We start from the raw sequence: 21,185 nt of genomic DNA, 5'->3' as shown, positions 1-21,185 counted from the left end.
TCGCCCGGAGTCACCGCCCCATTCTTGCCACATTATCGCCCGGCGTTCGCGCCAATTACGGTGTGCAAAGTGTAAAGCGCGTGCTGGGGGGCTACTCGGCATGCGTGTGGTTCCCGGGGGATCCTGACACATGAGACGTCTTGTGCTGACGGCCTGCATTGCAGGCTTCGCGATGGCTGGTCCCGTGCCGCCTGCAATGGCTGCCGATGATGCGAGCACCGCATCGGACAGTGCGGCCAAACCGAAGGCCGGCAAGGTCAAGCTCGCCCATGTCCGCTCTGACGGAACCAGGGAGCTGGCGGCACGCAGCGCGGTGACGAAGGCCGCGCGCGAGGTCGAGGCGATCGAGGCGGTCAGCAGCGCTGACACCTCGCCGCCGATGGACGCCAATGCCTCAGCCCCCGCCGACACCGATGCCATCCCGGCCGCTGCGGCCGAGCCCCGCGAGGCCGAGCGCGGGGCGGCCGAGGCCAAGCCGCGCCACATCGACACCGGCCATCCGCACATCGACGCGCTGGTGGCGGTGCACGCCGCCGCCAACAACATTCCGGAATCGCTGATCCACCGCGTCATCGTGCGCGAGAGCAAATACCAGAAGGACCTGGTCGGCCGCTGCGGCTGCATCGGCCTGATGCAGATCAAGCTCGGCACCGCGCGCGGCCTGGGCTACACCGGCGACGCACAGGGCCTGCACGATCCGAACACCAATCTCACCTATGGCGTGCGCTATCTCGCCGGCGCCTATCGTGCCGCCCGCGGCGATCACGACCGCGCCGTGCTCTACTTCGCCAGGGGCTACTACGAGGAGGCCAAGCGGCAGCGCCTGGCCGACGCGCGGCCCGCCGGCCGCTCCGAGCGGACGAGCGGCCCGCTCGACATCACCCCGAAGATTGCAACCGGCCGCCACGCGCGGGCGCACTGATCGCCATTGGTTCCAAGGGACACCGGCTTTGTCTTTCCGTGACACTCCGTTGACACGGGGGGATATCGGTCTATTTTAAGTGCGTTCCGAGGGGAGCTCCGAGGGGAGCTGAGATACCGCAGCGTGATGCGGTGACCCTTTGAACCTGATCCGGGTCATGCCGGCGAAGGGACAGGGATGCAGCAGACAACCACGCGCGGGGATGTCCCCGTTTCCATCATCGGTGCGGGCATCGCGGGTGCCTGGCAAGCCTTGCTGCTCGCGCGCGCGGGCCGCGAGGTCACGCTGCACGAGCGCAGCGACGCCGATCTGATGCTCTCCACCAGCCATTGGGCCGGCGGCATGCTGGCGCCCTATTGCGAGAGCGAGGTCGCCGAGCCGATCATCAGCCGGCTCGGGCTCGCCTCGCTCGACATCTGGCGGCGCGAGCTGCCGGACACGCCGTTCAACGGTTCGCTGGTGATCGCGCATGCCCGCGACCGCGCCGACTACGACCGCTTCGCCCGCCGCACCTCCGGCTATCAGCGGCTCGACGCGCAGCAGCTTGCGGCGTTGGAGCCGTCGCTGGAGGGCCGCTTCCGCGAGGGCCTGTTCTATCCGACCGAGGGCCATGTCGAGCCACGCCGCGTGCTGCCGAAGCTGCATCAGCGCATCGTCGAGGCTGGCGGCCGCGTGCTGTTCAACAGCGACGTCACGGCTGACGATCTCGACGGCCTCGTGATCGACTGCCGCGGGCTGGAGGCGCGCGACGCCGAGCCCGAGCTGCGCGGCGTCAAGGGCGAGATGATCCTGATCGAGACCGCCGAGGTGCAGCTCGCGCGGCCCGTGCGGCTGATGCATCCGCGCTTCCCGCTCTATCTGATCCCGCGCGAGGACAACCTGTTCATGCTCGGGGCGACCTCGCTCGAGGCCGAGGACACCGGCGTCAGCCTGCGCTCGGCGCTGGAATTGCTCGGTGCCGCCTACTCGGTGCATCCGGCGTTCGGCGAGGCGCGCATCCTCGAATTCGGCTCGGGGCTCAGGCCGGCCTATCCCGACAATCTGCCGCGCATCACCATCAAGGGCGAGCGCGAGATCCGCGTCAACGGCCTCTACCGCCACGGCTTCCTGATCGCGCCGGCGCTGGCGCAGGCGACCTTGAACTATCTCGCGCACGGCCAGATCGACAACGAGGTGATGCGATGCGCGTGACCGTCAATGGCGAGGCCCGCGACATCAGCGCGACCAGCGTCGCCGCGCTGCTCTCCGAGCTCGACTACGAAGGCACCCATTTCGCGATCGCGCTGAACTACGACGTGGTGCCGAAGAGTCGCTGGGCCGAGACGCAGCTCAAGACCGGCGACGAGATCGAGATCATCACCCCCCGGCAGGGAGGGTGATGCTCATGGAGCTCGCGCCACAACCACCACTGTCATCGCCGGCTTTCGCGGGGATGACAGGCTTCGTTGCGGCGACCACCGTCCGACATGACGGAGACCATTGATGCCCACCTTCTACGACAAGACTTTCGCCTCCCGCCTGCTGATCGGCACCGCGCTCTACCCCTCGCCTGCGATCATGCAGGACGCGATCCGCGCCTCGGGCGCGCAGATCGTCACCGTGTCGCTGCGGCGCGAGGCCGCCGGCGGAAAGACCGGCGATGCGTTCTGGAAGCTGATCAACGCGCTCGATGTCACCGTGCTGCCGAACACCGCCGGCTGCCGCAGCGTGCGCGAGGCGGTGACGACGGCGAAGCTCGCGCGCGAATTGTTCGGCACGAGCTGGATCAAGCTCGAAGTGATCGGCGACAACGACACCCTGCAGCCCGACGTGGTTGGTCTCGTCGAAGCCGCTGATATCCTGATCAAGGACGGTTTCGAGGTGTTCCCCTACTGCACCGAGGATCTCACGGTCGCGATGCGGCTGGTCGATGCCGGCTGCAAGGTCGTGATGCCCTGGGCGGCGCCGATCGGCTCGGCCAAGGGCATCATCAACCGCGACGCGCTGAAGCTGCTGCGCGACCGCATGCCCGATATCACCCTGGTGGTCGACGCCGGCCTGGGCGCGCCGAGCCACGCGGCGGAAGCACTCGAGCTCGGCTACGACGCCGTGCTGCTCAACACCGCGATCGCCAAGGCTGCCGACCCGGTGGCGATGGCGCGCGCCTTCCGGCTCGGGGTCGAAGCCGGCCGCACCGCCTACGAGGCCGGGCTGATGGACGCCCGCGATTTCGCCTCGCCCTCCACCCCTGTCGTTGGGACACCGTTCTGGCATGCCGTATCCTGATCGCTTCTATCCCGTCGTCGACAGCCTCGCCTGGGTCGAGCGCCTGACCAGGCTCGGCGTCGGCACCGTGCAGCTGCGCGCGAAGGACCTCAACGACGGCGAGGCGCTGCAGATCGTCACCGACGCGCTGGCGATCACCAAGGGCACGGCGACGAAGCTGATCGTCAACGACTACTGGCGCGCCGCGATCGTTGCCGGCGCGCAGCACCTCCATCTCGGCCAGGAGGACCTCGCCGACGCCGACGTCGCCGCGATCAAGGAGGCCGGCCTGACGCTCGGCCTCTCGACGCATGACGATGCCGAGCTGGAGACCGCGCTCGCCGCCAAGCCCGACTATGTCGCGTTGGGGCCGATCTTCCCGACGACGCTGAAGGCGATGCGCTTCGCCCCGCAGGGCATCGCGAAGATCGGCGAGTGGAAGAAGCGTGTCGGCACCATCCCGCTGGTCGCGATCGGCGGCATCAAGCTGGAGCAGGCCGCGGAGATCTTCGCCGCCGGCGCCGACTCTATCGCCGTCGTCAGCGACGTCACCCAGAACCCCGATCCCGACGCCCGCGTCCGCGCGTGGCTCGATGCGACCAGGGAGCCGGCATGATGCGCGCGGATTTTGCGAATGCGTCTGAGAATTGTTGCAGGAGATCACCTCCGCGAACGCGGTGTGCCCCCCTCCCCCTTGCGGGGAGGGGTCGGGGGTGGGGGTCCACGCGCACAGCTCTCCATGTGACGTCACGTCCGGCACGCTGCAGCTCTAAGGAATCGCCCACTCATCAGCATCGCATTCCGGGCACCCCCACCCCCAACCCCTCCCCGCAAGGGGGAGGGGGGCGCACTGCACTCGCCGCAAGACCTCCCGCCAACACATCGCCTCTGAACGCCGGGCGCTTTGGCCGGAACAACAACAATTGAGAAGGAGGATCCCATGAACATCCGCTCCAATCCCGACACCACCCTGCCCGCCGTCACCACCGGCCCGCTGCCGTCCTCGCGCAAGATCTACGCAACGCCGGACTCCGCGCCCGACCTGCGCGTGCCGCTGCGCGAGATCATCCTCTCGGAAGCGGCCTCCGAGCCGAACCTGCCGGTCTACGACACCTCCGGTCCCTACACCGATCCGACCGTGACGATCGACGTCAACGCCGGCCTGTCGCGCGCCCGCACCGCCTGGGTGCGCGAGCGTGGCGGCGTCGAGGAGTACGAAGGCCGCGACATCAAGCCCGAGGACAACGGCAATGTCGGCGCCGACAAGGCCGCAAAGTCGTTCACCGCGCATCACAAGCCGCTGCGCGGCCTCGACGGCCACAAGATCACCCAGCTCGAATTCGCCCGCGCCGGCATCGTCACCAAGGAGATGATCTACGTCGCCGCGCGCGAGAATCTCGGCCGCAAGACCCAGCTCGAGCGCGCCGAAGCTGCGCTTGCCGACGGCGAGAGTTTTGGCGCATCCGTGCCCGCCTTCATCACCCCGGAGTTCGTGCGCGACGAGATCGCGCGTGGCCGCGCCATCATTCCCTGCAACATCAACCATGCCGAGTTGGAGCCGATGATCATCGGCCGCAACTTCCTGACCAAGATCAACGCCAATATCGGCAACTCGGCGGTGACATCCTCCGTTGAAGAGGAAGTGGACAAGATGGTGTGGGCGATCCGCTGGGGCGCCGACACCGTGATGGATCTCTCGACGGGCCGCAACATCCACACCACCCGCGAATGGATCCTGCGCAACTCGCCGGTGCCGATCGGCACCGTGCCGATCTACCAGGCGCTGGAGAAGTGCAACGGCGACCCGGTCGCGCTGACCTGGGAGCTCTACAAGGACACCCTGATCGAGCAGTGCGAGCAGGGCGTCGACTACTTCACCATCCACGCCGGCGTGCGTCTCGCCTACATCCACCTCACCGCGAACCGCGTCACCGGCATCGTCTCGCGCGGCGGCTCGATCATGGCGAAGTGGTGCCTCGCGCATCACAAGGAGAGCTTCCTCTACACGCATTTCGAGGAGATCTGCGACATCATGCGCAAGTATGACGTCTCGTTCTCGCTCGGCGACGGCCTGCGCCCCGGCTCGATCGCGGATGCCAACGACCGCGCCCAGTTCGCCGAGCTCGAAACACTTGGCGAGCTCACCAAGATCGCGTGGGACAAGGGCTGCCAGGTCATGATCGAGGGCCCCGGCCACGTGCCGATGCACAAGATCAAGATCAACATGGACAAGCAGCTCAAGGAGTGCGGCGAGGCGCCGTTCTATACGCTCGGGCCGCTGACCACCGACATCGCGCCGGGCTACGACCACATCACCTCGGGCATCGGCGCCGCCATGATCGGCTGGTTCGGCTGCGCCATGCTGTGCTACGTGACGCCGAAGGAGCATCTGGGCCTGCCGGATCGCAACGACGTCAAGACCGGCGTCATCACCTACAAGATCGCCGCCCACGCCGCCGATCTCGCCAAGGGCCACCCCGCCGCGCAACTGCGCGACGACGCCCTCTCCCGCGCCCGCTTCGAGTTCCGCTGGACCGACCAGTTCAACCTCGGCCTCGACCCGGACACCGCCAAGAGCTTCCACGACGAGACCCTGCCGAAGGAAGCCCACAAGGTCGCGCATTTCTGCTCGATGTGCGGCCCGAAGTTCTGCTCGATGAAGATCACCCAGGACGTCCGCGACTACGCCGCCACGCTGAACGACCCGGCGACGGTCGGCATGACCATCAGCGGCACGATCGAGGACGGCATGGCCCAGATGAGCGCCAAGTTCAAGGAAATGGGCGGCAGCGTGTATCTGGATGCGGAGAAGGTGAAGGAGAGCAACAAGGCGTTGTCCTGAAGCCCACTCAGTTCCACTCTCTCCGTCGTCATGGCCGGGCTTGACCCGGCCATCCATCGAAGCCGGGCGCAAGCCCGGCTTTTTGCTTCTACCAGCTTCGGCAGGTGTTTAGCCTTAAGGATTCACTTCACGCGTGCCGGCCAAACCAGTCAAGAGATCGTTGAGCAAGGAATTTCTCCCCGTATATGCTATGATATTCCACTTTAACTGAAAGCTTTGACAGGGCTGCACGAATGCTTTGCCTCGCAGCGATAGAGGCCGGGTCGGCTTCATCAACGTCGAACAATATGAGGTCGATATCCTTGCCCGGCGCGAATGCACGCCCAGAGATGTTCTTGACGAACGTCGCCCACAAGAGATCTCTGGGCATAAGATCGATCAACGCTTCGCCAATCTTAGCGCCATTTTCGTTTTGCAGAATCGATACTCCGTCGACAATCATGGGACCCACACCATCATTCCTTAGCCGCACGAATAGCTGATTTTCGTAATCACCCATACTTAGATTGCCAAAAGGCATCACTGTTTTTCGATAATGTGCTCTCTGCATTCTCATATTGCTCACCGCGATCGCAATTGAAACGGTTGATGCAACAATCGCAAGGATGGCAGTCCAACTCGTGATGAAATCTCTGTTCGTTGTAATCCAATGGACGAAATCAACCATAATGGCGCTCTCCCTTCTCAATCAAAAATGACTAGATACCCCGATATTCGCAACAGAACGCAAGTACTCAAACATGCCCATCCACCACATCCCCGCCCCACCCCACATCAAGGCCCCGCCGCTGTCGTTCGGCACCCGCGTCGGCGATCTCCTCTTCATCTCCGGCATTCCCGGCTTCGACGCCGACGGCGCCCTGCCCGACGAGTTCGAGGCGCAGTTCGCCAATGTCGTTACCAACTTCACCCACGTCCTGACCGAAGGCGGCGCGACCATTCGCGACCTCGTCAAGGTCAACGTGCTGCTGACGCGAGCCGCTGATGTCGCGACCATGAACCGACTCTATGCCGCGGCGTTCGGGCCGGCACCCTACCCCGCGCGCACCACCTGCGTGGTCGCAGCGCTGCCTGATCCGAAGATGCTGATCGAGATCGAGGGTGTCGCGGCGGTCGCGAAACGGTAGGGTGGGTTAGCGGACGGCAACCGACGATCTCTCCACGCTCGCACATGGCTGAACGCCGTTCGCGTAACCCACCATTCCAGGCGGCGGGTTACGCGCCCTGGCAAACATTCCCTCCGCGGTGAAATCGTCCCGCGGGCGCTAACCCGCCCTACGTTCTGCCCGATCCGAAGATGCTGATCGAGATCGAGGGTGTCGCGGCGCTCGTCGTAACGTGAGCTGGTCAGGCCGAGGGCGTTGCGCGATCCGCTTCGGCGCGCGCGAATGCCCCCCACCCGACCGTCGACCGACCTACGGCACGTTGATCTGCTTCCTGCTCGTGGCGCCGATCACTTCGATCCCCTTCTTGCCGCGCACGTGTGTGATGTCGAGGACAACGTGATACGGCGCGGTCTGCGGCAAGCCGATGCCGCTTTGGCAGCCGACCACCTCGATGCCCCAATATTCGGGTTGCCGGATATAGATCAGCGGATGCAATTCGACCTTCATCGTGACCCAGGGCTTGGTGCCGGTGACGATCAGGAAGTAGGTGTTCGGAACGATGCCAGGCACCACGGTCGCGCTGTCGAACGTGATGATCCTGCATGAGGTGGACTGAGGCAGAGCCTCGAATGACTTGATATGCGCTTCTTCCATGACAAGCTCCGTTGAAATGAAACTCAAAAATTGGCCGCGCTCAAACAATCGCGGATTTTAGACTTCAATTCCGCGATTTACAACCAATGATTGTCGCTCCGTGTTGGTGACACCGACACCGTCGTGGACGCGCATTCACCCGTCTAGCGCCCCCACTCCAGAAGATGCTGATCGAGGGCGTCGCGGCGGCCGCGACACCGCAGGGTGGGCAAAGCCGCCGTCGGCGCTCGCAGAGCGGCGGCGGAGGCGCGCCCACCGCGGAGGGCATGGTGGGCACGCGTCAGCCGACGCGCGGCGATGCAGCGAGACGTCGCTTCGCCCACCCGGCGGTTTTGCCGATGAGGCGACGGTCAATGACTATGATCGTCGTCCAGCGATCGTGCTGCCGATCAGCGGACGCCGCTCTGCCGTTCACGCGACCTCGAGGAGCGGAAGATGCCGGTCGAGCAACACGCCGTTGCGCTCCGCAGCAGCACCGCGAGTTTCCCTTCGCATCACCTGCGCTGACGCCGCCGTTTGCCGCCACCGCGGCGGCCTGCCTCATTCCGCCGCAACCCTGCGTCGTGATGGCCCCCGTCCTGCTATTTCGTCTCTTGCGGTCGATTTAAATTTTAAATAAGATTTAATAGTCCGAAACATTATCTCCGAAAATTTCACGATAGATGTTTTATTCATTGCCGATCCATGCCCTGTTGCGCCTCGCAGGCACCGCCACGGCGCCGTTGCGGGAGGCGATCCGGGAGGCCTTCCAGGCCCAGGTCTATCCGCTCGGCTACGTTCCCTCGCATGACGGCATGCGCGGGCTGATGACGCTGGGCGTCGTCACGGCGCATGTCTCCCACAGCCTCGTGCCGGGCGCGGTGCTCTATATCGACCTGTTCTTCGTCGCCAGCGCCTATTACATCACCGGCCTGCTGCTGCGGGACATCGACAAGCACGGCACCGTCAGGTTCCGTCAGTTCTACGCCCGGCGCTTCGCCCGGATCGTGCCGCCGCTGCTCCTGATGCTCGCGGCCTATCTGCTGTTCACCTGGCTGCTGCGGCCGCCATTGCTGCCGGCGGTCGAGCGCGCGGCGATCGCGCTCTCCTACATTGCCAACTACTGGTACGTGCTCGATCCGAAGACGATCGAGGACATCGGCCACACCTGGACCCTGTCGACCGAGGAGCAGTTCTATCTGCTGTGGCCGCTGACCTTCGCGTTCCTGGTGAAGCGGTTCGGCGTGACCTGGCGGCTGGTCGGCGCCATCTGCGCCATCGCGGCCGCAATCTGGGCCTGGCGCGTGGCGCTGGTGATGGATGGCGCGGAGTGGCGTCGGCTCTACACCGCGTTCGATACCCGCGCCGATGCGCTGATGGCAGGCTGCGCCATGGCCGTCGTGCTCAGGCTGGTGCCGCGGGGCGCCTATCCCGCGCTCGATCGCCTGTGGCCGAAGCTCGCATGGCCGCTGCTGATCTACTGGATCACGGTCACCTTCCTGTTCTGGCCGGCGGACGGGCCGAGCATGAACTACTATCTGTTCGGCAGCATGGTGTGCGGCGTGCTTCCGGGCATCCTCGCGCTGACCATGCTGGGGCGGAGCCACGGCACGATCTGCCATCGCATCTTCGAATGGCCGGTGGCGATCTTCCTCGGCCGGATCTTCTACGGCATCTATCTCTGGCACCTGCCGATCCTGAACTTCCTGGACAGCTACGGCGTGTGGTGGCCGCTGCGGCTCGCGATCGGGCTGCCGCTGTCGATCGTGGCGGCGACGCTGTCCTACGCCTATCTCGAGCGCCACTTCCTGCGCCGGCGCGCGCAGCCGGTCACCTCGCCGCCGATCGTCACGGGCGCGTCTCCGGTGCTGGTTCCGGCAGCGAGCTTCGGCGCGGATCTCCGCTTCTCGTCGCACGCGAGCACCGAAGGCGTCCGCCCCTGAGCCGTGCGCCGAGGTCGCCGAAACGACCGCGCCAGCCCCGCAATCAAGTCGACGCGCCGAGCCTGCAGACCCGCCTCCCCTTCCGCCGGGATCATCAGGAGTGATCAGGTGACCACGATCGCGCGCTTTTGACGCACGCGTTCTGCAGACTTGCCTTCAAAATGAACGAGACCGCTCCGACATAGGGCCACCCGCTGGCCGGGCCAGTTCGCTGCCGGAGTTGACGATGCCTCGTTTCACCACAATCTTTTTTGCTGCATCTCTCGCGGCCGCGCTGCTCGCCGCCGCGCCCGCCCAGGCCGGCTACTACATCATCCGCTGGGACAACACCGGCATCTGCCAGGTCTGGAGCGAGGCCTTCGCCTTCAAGCCGGTCGCATGGCCGTCGAGCTATCAGGTCATCAGCCGGCCGGTGCCGACGTTCAACGACGCCGTGAGCCGGCAGATCAGGCTGCGCCAGCAGGGCCGCTGCACGCTGTGAGCCCGCTCGCACCTTATGGCATCACGTGACGGCGGCAAGTCGTCGTTTCACATCCCGGACATCGCTGTGAATGACGGCACGCGCGGCTTGCGTTGCGCGCGCTTTTGTCGCACCACTTTGGCCTTGGTCCGGCCGCAAGGCCGGTGGCCCGCGCGGGCGGGCGATTGTCGTTGTTTTGTTTGAGGAGATTGATGATGCGTCGCCTGACCACGCTCGCCGCCGCCGCGGCCATTGCAGCCGCCTCGATCGTGCCCACCGCCTTCGCCGCGCCTGCGCCCAAGTCCGGCTACTACGTGATCCGCTGGGACAACACCGGCATCTGCCAGATCTGGAACACCGAGCTGCAGTCGAAGCCGGTGGAGTGGCCGTCGACCTACAAGATCGTGTCCAAGCCGGTGCCGACCTTCGTCGAGGCGACCAACATCCAGCTCAAGCTGCGCGACGAGCGCCGCTGCTTCCTGTAAGCGGCGTTCGCACGCAGTCGTACATGGCGGCGGTCAGGCTGCGCTGACCGCGCTCGCCTGCATCGGCACGAAGCCGGGCAGATCGGCGATCCGCGCCAGCCATGCTTGCACGTTGGGGTACGGCGTCAGCGATACGCCGCCTTCGGGCGCATGCGCGGTGTAACTATAGAGCGCGACGTCGGCGATGGTCGGCGTCGCGCCGGTCAGATAGGGCCGCGCGGCAAGTTCGCATTCCATCACCCCGAACAGGCTGTTGGCGAGCTGGTGCGCCCGCCCCATGTCCAGCGGCACGCCGAACAAGGTCGCAACCCGCGCCGCCGCCGGGCCGAACGCGAGCGGACCGGCCGCCGCCGACAGCCAGCGCTGGACCTGGGCCTGGCCGAGCGGATCGCGCGGCAGCCACGTGCCGGAGCCGTCATAGCGGCCGGCGAGATAGAACAGGATCGCATTGGAATCGGGGATCACGGCATCGCCGTCGACCAGCACCGGCACCTGGCCGAACGGATTGAGCGCGAGGAAGTCCGGCCGCTTGTGCGCGCCGCCCTTGAGGTCGACCTCGACGAGCTCGCAAGGCAGGCCGAGCAGGCTCAGCATCAGCCGCGCGCGATGCGCGTGGCCGGAGAGGGCGAAATGGTACAGACGACGTTGCGACATCAGGTGCTCCCGTGGCTCCGCGTCACCTAGACCAGGGACGCCGCAGCAACAATGCGGCCTCCCGGCAACAGGCTGTTGCAGCGGCTGCAACAATGCGACAACGCCAGCCATGGACCGCCTGCCCGACCAGCTCCAGCCCGGCCTGCGCCTCGTCTTCGTCGGCACCGCCGCGAGCGAACGCTCGGCGGCGACCGGGCACTACTACGCCCATCCCGGCAACCGTTTCTGGCGCACGCTGTTCGCGGTCGGCCTGACACCGCGGCTGTACCAGCCGCAGGAATTTCCGGCGCTGCTGTCGCTCGGCATCGGCTTCACCGATCTGTGCAAGCTGGGCGCGGGCATGGACCATGTCGCGCTGAAGGCCGGCGTCGACGTCGCCGGTTTCGCCGCAAAGATCCGACACCATCGCCCGGCAACCGTCGCCTTCACCAGCAAGAAGGCCGCGAGCCTGTTTTATGGCAAGCCGACCGGCACGATTGCGCTGGGGCGGCAGCCGGAGCGGGATGGCTTTCCGACAACGTTCGTGCTCGCCTCTCCGTCCGGGGCGGCGTCTGGCGCGTGGACGTTGCAGCCGTGGCAGGAGCTGGCAGCGCATGTGGCTTGCGCTTCCGGAACTCTGGTCATCCGAGATCGTCTCGATTGAGGCGGAAGGCCGCAGAGGACTGGATGCCCCGCCGACGTGGGACATGACGGTCCAAGGTGCCGCGCTCTGGCTCGCGCTCGCAAGTGCAGCGGATCGAGCTCCGCCGCAGCTCAACATGCAGGCGTCATCGTCCGCGAAGGCGGACGATCCAGTACGCGAAGGCGGCGCGATCGCATGAAATGCCGCGGCGTCGCCATGCCTCGCGCGATCAACAACCGGTTTGCCCGACAGGCAATCTCCGCATCCCCGCCATGCACCAACTGCCCGTCGTGTTAGTTTGCCGCACGTCCGCGCGCTTGCCATGTCGGGCAAATCAGGACGATGTTTCCGCTCAACCCGCCTCATGCAGAGGGACGTACGCGTCGTCACGATACGTGGAGGTGGGCCGCGGTGGACGTGATCGCTGCGCCCGACGAGCGCGAGCGTCACGTACGGCGAAATCGTGATGTCCTGATACCCCGAAGCTGGTATCACGTGCGTGCTCATGCGGAAGCGTGACGCGTGCAATGGCGGCCAACAAGCCGGCGCGCCAGGGAGACCACGTATAAGCCGTCAGACCATGCGCGCAGGGAAGGCCGGGATGTCTCCGCCGAACCTGTGGTTCTGCCGCGTGCTTATCTGTTGCACGCGGACCATGGGAGCGGCGAGCTCCCGGCCTTCCCTGCCCCTCTCAATTTTCGATGGGGCTCGTACGATGCATCCCTCGCGCACGCGATGCGGCGAGAACGCGGACTTATGAGCAGGAGTGAGGGAGAGAGATGGTGTTGGCAGTGCTCAGCACGCAACGACGGTCCTCGCCCGCGCAGGCGGGCGATGACACCTGTTGTGAGTTGCTACGCAGCCACGATGACGACGACGATGACGCAACTACCTGATCGTGATCGCGAGCCCGGACAGATCGACGTTCGCCAAGAGGCCGATCTGTTCACCCGAGAGTTCCAGCACCGCGCCCTTCTGGTTGGTCAGCACGATGCCGCGCACGCCGCGGCCGACGGCGAGGCCCGCGCCGGCGGCGCCGTAGACGCCCTCGACGTCGGACGGACGCCAGATGTTGCTGACGCGGCCGCGCAGCACCGTGCGCGAGCCGCCGAACACCAGGCCCCAGTCGAGGCCGCCGGTCGACAGCGGATAGGCGCGGCCGTGGAAGTTCAACACGCCGCTGCCGCCGGAGCCGCCGATGATCCACCCCGCCTTGTAGATGGTCAGCGTAATGAAGCCGCCATCCGCGTGCGCCGTGGCCGGAATGACGGCGCCGCAAGCAGCCGTCAGTGCCACCAGCAGACCGCGAAGCGAGGATGCAATTGTCATGGATGAAGTCTCCAGCGAAGTGAATTTGGGCTTGAGGTCATTCGATGGCCGTGTGTGACGATCATGCCCCACCAAGCGAATCGATCGGGCCGAATTTAGCCCTTTGCGCGGCACCACGCATGCGCCGCCGCCGGTGTGTTCGAAATGACGCGCTCTCACCGCAGGAATTTGGCAATGCAAACGGCCCGCCGCCGACATTGACGATGGCTGTCGGAGGGCAGGCCGACCGGGCGGGCCGTGATGTGCCGCCGGCCGCCGGCGAAATGGGTCGAGACCCGCGCAGAACCAAGGCGATTTCAGGGTATTTGGCGCGCTGGAGGCGGCCGGACGCCGGCGTTAAGGCCCCATTAACCTTGTCCGACCACGGTGATTTACGGGCTGGATGTTTAGTTGGTCTCGATGTTTACGCGTCGTTTCAGTGGCGGCGCGGGCGTTGATCGGGAGGAGTTATGTCGCAAGAGTTGTCATCCGAAGCCGCAAGTCCGTCACTCGTGCCGCTTGCCATGCCACCGTCGCGCTCCGCGGCGGAGGTCCTGCCGCTGTTGATCGGCACGCCCTTGTCCGAGATCGAGCGCGAGCTGATCGTGCAGACCCTGGCGCGCTGCAACGGCAATCGTACCCACGCCGCAAGGCTGCTCGGCATGCCCGTGCGTACCTTGCGCAACAAGATCCGCATCTACACGGCCGACGGCATCGCGGTGCCGGCCTATTCGGCCTGATCCGACGGCGGCCACGCGATATCCCATCGCGTGGAACTCATCAGGATGCGGCGCCGATTGATGTTGATCAATCGGCCTCGCAGCCCTGCTGCAATTGCTGCCGTCGTCGCGGCTCTGTTAGGCTTCGCTGCGAATCAAAGACGTGTAGCGGAGTTGCGGTAGTGGCAAGGAATCCGGCCGGACGCGGCCTGCAGGGCCCGGTGGGTCCACGTGGCCCGCAAGGGCAGCCCGGGCGGCGCGGACCGGATGGTCAGCGCGGCAAGCCCGGTCCCGACGGCAAGGCGGGTCCGCAAGGCAGGCCCGGTCCGCAGGGGCCCCGCGGCGAGGCCGGTCCGCCAGGCAAGCCGGGACCTGCCGGACCGCAAGGTCCGCAGGGCGAGCCGGGAGCGCCAGGCACGCTGCCGACGATCGATCAGCTGATGCCCTGGCTGGAGCAGATCTTCGCCGCCTATGACGACTACAAGCGCAACCGCGATCGCGAGGCGCATGAGCGCGAGGCCGAGCTGGTCGCGGTGCGCGACATCTTCGCCGCCACCACGCATGACGATGCACTGGACGAGGCCTTCGAGGACGACGATCCGCACGACATCGACCTCCCGAAGAAGAAGAAAAAGAAGAAGGGCAAGAAAAAGAAGAAGCACGACAAGCACGCCCAGGGGCGCGGCGACCACGACGACGAGGGTTTCTGAGCTTCGCCCTCCGTCAGGGCACGATGGGCCTCAGCGCGGGCCGAACCGGGCCGCCGAGCGTTCCCGCGCCTTGGCCGCCTCGATCTCGCGGTCGCGCGGCGGCGCCTGGGTCTGCAGCGAGGTCAGGAGCCGTCGCGCGGCATCGGCCACCTCCTCGACCGCGCGGGCGAAGGCGGCCTCGTTGGCCTGCGAGGGCACGTTGAAGCCGGACAGCTTGCGCACGAATTGCAGGGCCGAGGCCTGAATTTCAGCCTCCGTCGCCGGCGGCTCGAAATTGAACAGCGTCTTGATGTTGCGGCACATGATGAGTCCCATCAATCCGGTACTGAACCAGGTCGCAGACCGTGCTATCATGCCTCCGACGCGGCCGGAAGAGTCGCGCATGATCAGGGGGAGTCCATGTTTCGACCGCTTGCCGCCGTTCTTGCCGCCGTCATCGTTGTTTGCGCGCCGGCCCGCGCCGCCGACTATCCCGCCCCGAAGCAGGGCGACTTCGTCGTCAAGGATTTCAAGTTTCACACCGGCGAGACGCTGCCGGAACTGAGGCTGCACTATACGACCGTCGGCGAGCCGACCGGGCAGCCGGTGCTGGTGCTGCATGGCACCGGCGGCTCAGGCGGAAGCATGCTGGTGCCGACCTTCGCCGGCGAATTGTTCGGCAAGGACCAGCCGCTCGATGCGAGCAAATACTACATCATCATCCCCGACAGCATCGGCCACGGCAAATCGTCAAAACCCTCCGACGGGCTGAAGACGAAATTTCCCGCCTATGACTATGCCGACATGGTCGACGCGCAGCACCGCCTGCTGACCGAGGGGCTCGGCATCAAGCACCTGCGGCTCGTGATCGGCAATTCGATGGGCGGCATGCACAGCTGGGTGTGGGCCACGCGCTATCCGGACTTCATGGACGTCGCGGTGCCGATGGCCTCGCAGCCGACCGAAATGGCGGCCCGCAACTGGATGCTGCGCCGGCTGATGCTGGAGACGATCCGCAACGATCCCGACTACAACGGCGGCAACTACACCGCGCAGCCGCGCATGATGAAATACGCCGTCACGGCCTATGCCACCGCCTCGGCCGGCGGCACCATCGCCTACCAGCTCGCGGCACCGACCGCCGCCAAGGCCGACAAGCTGGTCGAGGAGCGCCTCGCCACGCCGATCCCCGCCGACGCCAACGACTTCATCTATCAGTGGGACTCCTCGCACGACTACAATCCGTCCGTCGATCTCGACAAGATCAAGGCGACCGTGATGCTGATCAACTCGGCCGACGACGAGCGCAATCCGCCGGAGACGGGCGTCACGGTCGACGCGATGAAGCGCGTCGCCAACGGCAAGCTCTTCCTCATCCCGACCTCGGCCGAGACGCGCGGCCACCTGACCACCGGAAATGCGAAGTTCTACGCCGAGCCGCTGCGCGAATTGCTGGCGACGGCGCCGCAGCGCGGCATGTAGATCGGCAGAGGGAGCGAACGAATGCGCAGGACGATGCTGGCCGCTGTCACGATCGGCTCGTTCGCCTGCGCGACCGTCGCGGCCGCCTTCGACAACGGGCAGTTCGACAACGTCCCGCCCGATATCCGCGCGTGGTTCAAGAGCGTGATCGCTCCGAACGGCGTGCCATGCTGCGATGTCTCCGACGGCCACCGCACCACCTATGACGTCCGTGACGGCACCTATTGGGTACCGATCGAAGGCCGGTGGATGCCGGTGCCGGAACGCGCCATCATCCGCGACCGCGGCAACCCGATCGGCGAAGCCGTGGTGTGGTACGTCCATCACCGCGGCGACATCATCATCAGCTGTTTCGTTCCCGCCGATGCGGTATGACGCGCATGTGCGCCATCTGACTGTGACTGCTGCGAGTCGTTGGCGACAAGACAGGTCTCAAGCGAGATTTTCAGCTCGGCTCGCGGGCTCGTGACCGGACCCTGTTGACGCAGCTCAACAAATACGGAAATTGGCCGAAATAGTGTGCAGAATGCGTCATGCATGAACGCGAAGATTCCTGATCGAAATGCCCAAGCGATTGTTTTTCCGGTCCGCAGGCCGTCTGGCCCGCGCGTCTCTCGCGCTGGCTCTCGTCGCCGCGCCCTGCGCTGCGTTGGCCGATGATGAGCTGAAGCTCACGCCAAGCCAGGCGCAGAACCTCGGCGTGCGCGTGACGCATCCGATCTCCAGCCGGATGGACCGGACGCTGCCTTATCCCGCGCAGATCGTCATTCCCACGCCTCAACTATGGGTCGTCAGCGCGCCGGTTGCGGGGATGATCACCAACCTCGCCGTTGCCCGCGGCGATCGCGTGACCGTCGGACAGCCGCTGCTCACGCTGGAGAGTCCGAGCTTCGTCTCGCTCCAGCGCGATTACCTGCACGCGCTGGCCCAGGAGGGACTCGCGGCTCAGCAGTTGAAGCGCAACGCCGACCTGTTCGAAGGCAAAGCCATCCCGCAACGCGTGCTGGAGTCGAGCCAGGCCGAAGCGCGCCAGGCCAGCATCGTCGTCGCCGAACGACGGCAGATGCTGCACATCAGCGGGCTGTCGGACGAAGCCATCGCCCGGCTCAGCAATGAGGCGGCGATCAGCGCGACACTCACCGTGACGGCGCCACGCGCCGCGTCCGTGGTCGAGATCGCGGTATCGCCGGGCCAGCGCCTTGAGCAGGCCGCGTCCCTGGTAAAGCTTGCACGGCTGTCGCCGCTATGGGCCGAGATCGCGATCCCCGCGACCAACATCGGCGCCATCAAGACCGGCGCCAAGGTCGACATCGAAGGCTATGCGACACCGGGCCAGGTCATCCTGGTGTCCGAGACGACAGATGCCGCCACGCAGACCATTCTCGTCCGCGCCGAGATTCCAAACAACGGTGAGCTGCATTCCGGACAGATGGCGGCCGCTCGCATCGGCTTCATCTCGGCAGGCGAAAGCGCATGGGAGATTCCCTATAGCGGCCTCGTCCGTCGCGGCGAGCAGACCTCGGTGTTCGTCGCCACGGAAGGCGGTTTCCGGCTCGTCCCCGTGACGCTGCTCGCGGAGGATCAGGATCACGTCGTCATCGCCGGCCCCCTCACGGACAAGGACGAGATCGCCATCGGCGGCATCTCGGCGCTGCGCGGCATCCTCTCGCGACTGGGGCAGTAGATGCTACAGCGGCTTGTCGCATTCGCGCTGTCGCAGCGGCTCTTCGTCATCCTGAGCACACTGCTGGTGATCGGCGCTGGCGCCGTCGTCCTGCCGAGCCTGCCGATCGATGCCTTTCCGGACGTCTCGCCGGTCCAGGTGAAGATCATCATGAAGGCCCCCGGTCTGACGCCGGAAGAGGTCGAGCAGCGCATCACGGTCCCGATCGAGCTGGAGCTGCTCGGATTGCCGAACAAGAAGATCCTGCGCTCGGCGACGAAATATGCGCTGGCCGACATCACCGTCGACTTCGAGGACGGCACCGACATCTACTGGGCCCGCAATCAGGTCTCGGAGCGGCTCTCCAACATTTCGCGCGACTTCCCCGAGGGCGTGAGCGGCGGCCTTGCGCCGATCACGAGTCCGCTCGGCGAGATGTTCATGTTCACGATCGACAGTCCCGATCTGTCGCTGGCCGAGCGCCGGACCTTGCTCGACTGGGTCATCCGCCCGGCCCTGCGCACCGTGCCCGGGGTTGCCGACGTCAACGCGCTCGGCGGCTATGTTCGCGCCTTCGAAATCGTGCCGCGGAACGATGCGCTGGCGGCGCGCGGCATCTCGTCCGAGCTGTTTCGCAAAGCCATCGAGGCCAACAGCCGCAACGACGGTGCCGGGCGGGTCAACCAGGGCGAGGACAGCGCGCTGGTCCGCATCGAGGGCAGCATCCGCGGCATCGACGACATCCGCGCGATCATCGTCGACACCCGCGACGGAATCCCGATCCGGGTCAGCGACGTCGCCCGGGTCAAGATCGGCGCCCTCACCCGCTATGGCGCCGTCACGAAAGACGGCAAGGGCGAGACGGTCGAGGGGCTGGTGCTCGGCTTGCGCGGCGCCAACGCCGGACAATTGGTGCGCGACGTTCGGGCACGGCTGGATGAGCTGAAGCCGTCGCTACCGAGCAGCGTCACCATCAACGTGTTCTACGACCGCAGCCGGCTGGTCAACCGCGCCGTCGGCACGGTGGTGCGGGCGCTGGGCGAAGCCACGGTGCTCGTCGTCGTGCTGCTGCTGCTGTTCCTCGGCAATTGGCGCGCCTCGCTGGTGATTGCGCTCAGCCTGCCGCTCGCGATCGTGATGGCGCTGATCGTGATGCGGGCTGTCGGCATGTCCGCCAACCTGATGAGTCTCGGCGGCCTTGCGATCGCCATCGGCATGCTGATCGACGCGCTGGTCGTGGTGGTCGAGAACATCGTCGGCAATCTCGCAAAGCACGATCACGCAAGCACCACGCCGCTGATCCACATCGTCTACCGCTCGGTCTGCGAGGTTCTGCAGCCGGTCGCCTCGGGCGTCCTGATCATCATCATCGTGTTCGTTCCGCTGCTGACCTTGCAGGGGCTGGAGGGCAAGCTCTTCATTCCGGTCGCGCTGGCGATCATCTTCGCCCTGGCCGCGTCGCTGCTGCTGGCGCTGACGGTGCTTCCGGTCGCAACATCCTTCGTGCTCACATCCGCGTCGCATGACGATCCATTGCTGATCCGCGCAGCGCAGCGCGTCTATGCGCCCGCGCTCGACTGGGCGCTCGGCAACGAGCGCAAGGTGATCATCGCGGCGCTGGTCTGCCTCGTTGCCGCGGGATATGGCTACACCCGGCTGGGCAAGACCTTCATGCCGACGATGGACGAAGGCGACGTCATCGTCAGCGTGGAGACGCTGCCATCCGTCAATCTCGACGAGTCCCTCGCCATCAATGCCCGGCTGCAGGCGGCCCTGATGAAGGTGCCCGACGTCGCCGGCATCATCGCACGCACCGGCTCCGACGAGCTCGGGCTCGATCCGATGGGCCCCAATCAGACCGACACGTTCCTGGTGCTCAAGCCGGCAGACCAGCGGCAGACCAGCGACCGGGATGTCCTGCTCGAGACGCTTCGCGAGGTTCTGACCGGCTTCCCCGGTGTCTCGCTCAGCTTCACGCAGCCCATCGACATGCGCGTGCAGGAGATGATCAGCGGCGTCCGCGGCGACGTCGCGGTCAAGATCTTCGGCCCGGACATCACCAAGCTCAACGAGATCGCAGCGAAACTGTCGGCGATTCTATCCGAGATCGATGGAGCCCAGGACGTCTACACGACCCTTAACGAAGGCGCGCAGTACTACACGATCGTCGTCAACCGGATGGAGGCGGGCCGGCTCGGGCTCACGGTGGACTCGATCTCGGCCTCCCTGCGCACGCAGATCGAAGGCCGAACGATCGGCACCGCGCTCGAGGAGGGACGCCGGACGCCGATCCTGGTCCGCGGCGGCGAGGCCACGCGGCAGGCGCCGACGATGCTGGCGGCGCTGCCGCTGACGCTTGCGTCCGGCCAGCATGTTGCGCTCTCGCAGGTCGCACGCATCCAGCGGGTCGATGGCCCGGTGAAGATCGATCGTGAGGACGGCAACCGCATGAGCGTGGTTCGCAGCAATGTTCGCGGCCGCGACATGGTCGGTTTCGTCCAGGCGGCTCAGCAAAGGGTCGCAGCCGAGCTGCCGCTGCCGTCCGGCTATCGGCTGACATGGGGCGGGCAGTTCGAGAACCAGCAACGTGCAGCCGCGCGTCTATCGGTCGTGGTGCCGGTGGCGATCGGCTTGATCTTCGTGCTGCTCTTCACCACGTTCGGCTCGGTGCGCCAGGCCCTGCTCGTCCTCGTCAACATTCCGTTTGCGCTGATCGGCGGCGTGTTCGCGCTGGTCTCGAGCGGTGAATACCTCTCCGTTCCAGCCTCCGTCGGCTTCATCGCACTACTCGGAATCGCCGTGCTCAATGGTGTCGTGCTGGTGTCTTATTTCAACCAGTTGCGCGCTCACGGGGTCCCCGAGCAGCGCATCGTGGTCGATGGCGCCAAGCGCAGGCTGCGGCCTGTGCTGATGACGGCGAGCATCACGGCGCTGGGTTTGATCCCGCTGCTGTTTGCATCGGGGCCCGGATCGGAGGTCCAGCGTCCGCTCGCGATCGTCGTGATCGGCGGCCTGCTGTCGTCCACGCTGCTGACGCTGATCCTGTTGCCGATCCTGTATCGCCGCTACGGCGCTGCTGCGAAGGAAGCCACATGAGCAGCCAAGCCGTCTGCCTGACCCTGATCGTGCCGGATGCACTTCACAGCGAGGTACTCGACCATCTGAGCGAGCAGACCGATCTCGTGACGGGCTTCACCGCCTCGGAAGCAGCCGGACACGGTGCGCGCGTCCGGCTACGGAGCGCTGCAGAGCGGGTGAAAGGACATGCCGACGAGGTCGTCGTGCGGATCGTGTTGCCGGAAGAGGATCTCGAGCGGCTCCTCGAGCGGCTCAGAAGCGCGTTTGCGGGAACGCAGCTCGTCTATTGGGTCGTACCCGTCACCGCCTTCGGCATCATCGCGTGAGCGGGTTCG

Annotated in this window: 23 protein-coding genes and 1 riboswitch; of the genes, 18 read left to right on the top strand and 5 right to left on the bottom strand. The window is 65.8% G+C overall.

Annotated features, from left to right (window positions below):
- The first annotated feature begins 130 nt into the window (after positions 1 to 130).
- The 6 genes from QX048_RS10515 (at position 131) to thiC (ending at position 6,008) form a co-directional block, all read left to right on the top strand.
- Positions 131 to 922, top strand: coding sequence for a lytic transglycosylase domain-containing protein (locus tag QX048_RS10515; protein ID WP_315827106.1), 792 nt, complete (start codon positions 131 to 133; stop codon positions 920 to 922).
- 79 nt (positions 923 to 1,001) lie between these two features.
- A riboswitch (TPP riboswitch) is annotated at positions 1,002 to 1,112 on the top strand.
- The gene (locus QX048_RS10510; RefSeq protein ID WP_315717817.1) at positions 1,100 to 2,113 is read left to right on the top strand and encodes an FAD-dependent oxidoreductase; all 1,014 of its coding nucleotides are present in this window, start codon (positions 1,100 to 1,102) and stop codon (positions 2,111 to 2,113) included. (Overlaps the previous riboswitch by 13 nt.)
- Positions 2,104 to 2,301, top strand: a complete 198-nt coding sequence (gene thiS, locus QX048_RS10505) for a sulfur carrier protein ThiS (protein WP_315750253.1) — start codon at positions 2,104 to 2,106, stop codon at positions 2,299 to 2,301. Before QX048_RS10510 ends, thiS begins: the two co-directional genes overlap by 10 nt.
- Positions 2,302 to 2,404: 103 nt before the next feature.
- Positions 2,405 to 3,187, top strand: a complete 783-nt coding sequence (locus tag QX048_RS10500; protein WP_315827107.1) for a thiazole synthase — start codon at positions 2,405 to 2,407, stop codon at positions 3,185 to 3,187.
- Positions 3,174 to 3,782: a thiamine phosphate synthase gene (locus QX048_RS10495; RefSeq protein WP_315827108.1), complete on the top strand. Its 609-nt coding sequence runs from the start codon at positions 3,174 to 3,176 to the stop codon at positions 3,780 to 3,782. Before QX048_RS10500 ends, QX048_RS10495 begins: the two co-directional genes overlap by 14 nt.
- Before the next feature lie 324 nt (positions 3,783 to 4,106).
- Entirely contained in the window at positions 4,107 to 6,008 is a 1,902-nt protein-coding gene (gene thiC, locus QX048_RS10490) for a phosphomethylpyrimidine synthase ThiC (RefSeq protein ID WP_315827109.1), read from the top strand.
- Positions 6,009 to 6,135: 127 nt separating this feature from the next.
- Here the strand turns inward: thiC and QX048_RS10485 are convergent, their stop codons facing one another.
- Entirely contained in the window at positions 6,136 to 6,675 is a 540-nt protein-coding gene (locus tag QX048_RS10485) for a hypothetical protein (protein WP_315827110.1), read from the bottom strand.
- A gap of 73 nt (positions 6,676 to 6,748) precedes the next feature.
- Here QX048_RS10485 and QX048_RS10480 point away from each other — a divergent pair, with 73 nt between their 5' ends.
- Entirely contained in the window at positions 6,749 to 7,135 is a 387-nt protein-coding gene (locus QX048_RS10480) for a RidA family protein (protein WP_315827111.1), read from the top strand.
- Between the two features lie 288 nt (positions 7,136 to 7,423).
- On the opposite strand, the gene QX048_RS10475 is transcribed toward QX048_RS10480, so the two are convergent.
- Positions 7,424 to 7,768, bottom strand: coding sequence for a hypothetical protein (locus tag QX048_RS10475; RefSeq protein ID WP_315827112.1), 345 nt, complete (start codon positions 7,766 to 7,768; stop codon positions 7,424 to 7,426).
- Positions 7,769 to 8,430: 662 nt separating this feature from the next.
- On the opposite strand from QX048_RS10475, the gene QX048_RS10470 reads away from it, so the two are divergent.
- From QX048_RS10470 to QX048_RS10460, 3 genes are all read left to right on the top strand, one after another.
- Positions 8,431 to 9,690: an acyltransferase gene (locus tag QX048_RS10470; protein WP_315827113.1), complete on the top strand. Its 1,260-nt coding sequence runs from the start codon at positions 8,431 to 8,433 to the stop codon at positions 9,688 to 9,690.
- Positions 9,691 to 9,916: 226 nt separating this feature from the next.
- On the top strand, positions 9,917 to 10,171 hold the full coding sequence (locus tag QX048_RS10465) for a hypothetical protein (RefSeq protein WP_315827114.1): 255 nt from the start codon (positions 9,917 to 9,919) through the stop codon (positions 10,169 to 10,171).
- Between the two features lie 194 nt (positions 10,172 to 10,365).
- Positions 10,366 to 10,635 carry a hypothetical protein gene (locus tag QX048_RS10460; RefSeq protein ID WP_315827115.1) on the top strand — a complete coding sequence of 90 codons (270 nt, stop codon included), beginning with the start codon at positions 10,366 to 10,368 and terminating at the stop codon, positions 10,633 to 10,635.
- Positions 10,636 to 10,668: 33 nt separating this feature from the next.
- Here QX048_RS10460 and QX048_RS10455 read toward each other — a convergent pair whose 3' ends face one another.
- Positions 10,669 to 11,289 (bottom strand): glutathione S-transferase, encoded by a 621-nt coding sequence (locus QX048_RS10455; RefSeq protein ID WP_315827116.1) that lies wholly within the window; start codon positions 11,287 to 11,289, stop codon positions 10,669 to 10,671.
- A gap of 109 nt (positions 11,290 to 11,398) precedes the next feature.
- Between QX048_RS10455 and QX048_RS10450 the strand changes: the two genes are divergently transcribed.
- Positions 11,399 to 11,932 (top strand): mismatch-specific DNA-glycosylase, encoded by a 534-nt coding sequence (locus QX048_RS10450; RefSeq protein WP_315827117.1) that lies wholly within the window; start codon positions 11,399 to 11,401, stop codon positions 11,930 to 11,932.
- 867 nt (positions 11,933 to 12,799) lie between these two features.
- On the opposite strand, the gene QX048_RS10445 is transcribed toward QX048_RS10450, so the two are convergent.
- Entirely contained in the window at positions 12,800 to 13,240 is a 441-nt protein-coding gene (locus QX048_RS10445; RefSeq protein WP_315717830.1) for a hypothetical protein, read from the bottom strand.
- A 449-nt stretch (positions 13,241 to 13,689) separates the two neighbouring features.
- Between QX048_RS10445 and QX048_RS10440 the strand changes: the two genes are divergently transcribed.
- Together QX048_RS10440 and QX048_RS10435 are read left to right on the top strand one after the other, a co-directional pair.
- Positions 13,690 to 13,959 carry a helix-turn-helix domain-containing protein gene (locus tag QX048_RS10440; protein ID WP_315717831.1) on the top strand — a complete coding sequence of 90 codons (270 nt, stop codon included), beginning with the start codon at positions 13,690 to 13,692 and terminating at the stop codon, positions 13,957 to 13,959.
- A gap of 161 nt (positions 13,960 to 14,120) precedes the next feature.
- Positions 14,121 to 14,648, top strand: a complete 528-nt coding sequence (locus QX048_RS10435) for a collagen-like protein (protein ID WP_315827118.1) — start codon at positions 14,121 to 14,123, stop codon at positions 14,646 to 14,648.
- A 30-nt stretch (positions 14,649 to 14,678) separates the two neighbouring features.
- On the opposite strand, the gene QX048_RS10430 is transcribed toward QX048_RS10435, so the two are convergent.
- Positions 14,679 to 14,951 (bottom strand): DUF2277 domain-containing protein, encoded by a 273-nt coding sequence (locus QX048_RS10430; RefSeq protein WP_315827139.1) that lies wholly within the window; start codon positions 14,949 to 14,951, stop codon positions 14,679 to 14,681.
- A 96-nt stretch (positions 14,952 to 15,047) separates the two neighbouring features.
- Between QX048_RS10430 and QX048_RS10425 the strand changes: the two genes are divergently transcribed.
- The 5 genes from QX048_RS10425 (at position 15,048) to QX048_RS10405 (ending at position 21,176) form a co-directional block, all read left to right on the top strand.
- The gene (locus QX048_RS10425) at positions 15,048 to 16,109 is read left to right on the top strand and encodes an alpha/beta fold hydrolase (RefSeq protein ID WP_315827119.1); all 1,062 of its coding nucleotides are present in this window, start codon (positions 15,048 to 15,050) and stop codon (positions 16,107 to 16,109) included.
- Between the two features lie 21 nt (positions 16,110 to 16,130).
- The gene (locus QX048_RS10420) at positions 16,131 to 16,484 is read left to right on the top strand and encodes a hypothetical protein (RefSeq protein ID WP_409977983.1); all 354 of its coding nucleotides are present in this window, start codon (positions 16,131 to 16,133) and stop codon (positions 16,482 to 16,484) included.
- Between the two features lie 187 nt (positions 16,485 to 16,671).
- Positions 16,672 to 17,793, top strand: a complete 1,122-nt coding sequence (locus tag QX048_RS10415) for an efflux RND transporter periplasmic adaptor subunit (protein ID WP_315827120.1) — start codon at positions 16,672 to 16,674, stop codon at positions 17,791 to 17,793.
- Positions 17,794 to 20,868, top strand: a complete 3,075-nt coding sequence (locus QX048_RS10410; RefSeq protein WP_315827121.1) for a CusA/CzcA family heavy metal efflux RND transporter — start codon at positions 17,794 to 17,796, stop codon at positions 20,866 to 20,868.
- Positions 20,865 to 21,176 (top strand): DUF3240 family protein, encoded by a 312-nt coding sequence (locus tag QX048_RS10405; RefSeq protein ID WP_315717836.1) that lies wholly within the window; start codon positions 20,865 to 20,867, stop codon positions 21,174 to 21,176. Before QX048_RS10410 ends, QX048_RS10405 begins: the two co-directional genes overlap by 4 nt.
- Positions 21,177 to 21,185: the final 9 nt, after the last annotated feature.

The organism is Bradyrhizobium sp. SZCCHNS30572, from assembly GCF_032484415.1.
In the GTDB taxonomy this organism is placed as follows: domain Bacteria; phylum Pseudomonadota; class Alphaproteobacteria; order Rhizobiales; family Xanthobacteraceae; genus Bradyrhizobium.
This window is presented reverse-complemented; position numbering and strand designations above follow the sequence as displayed.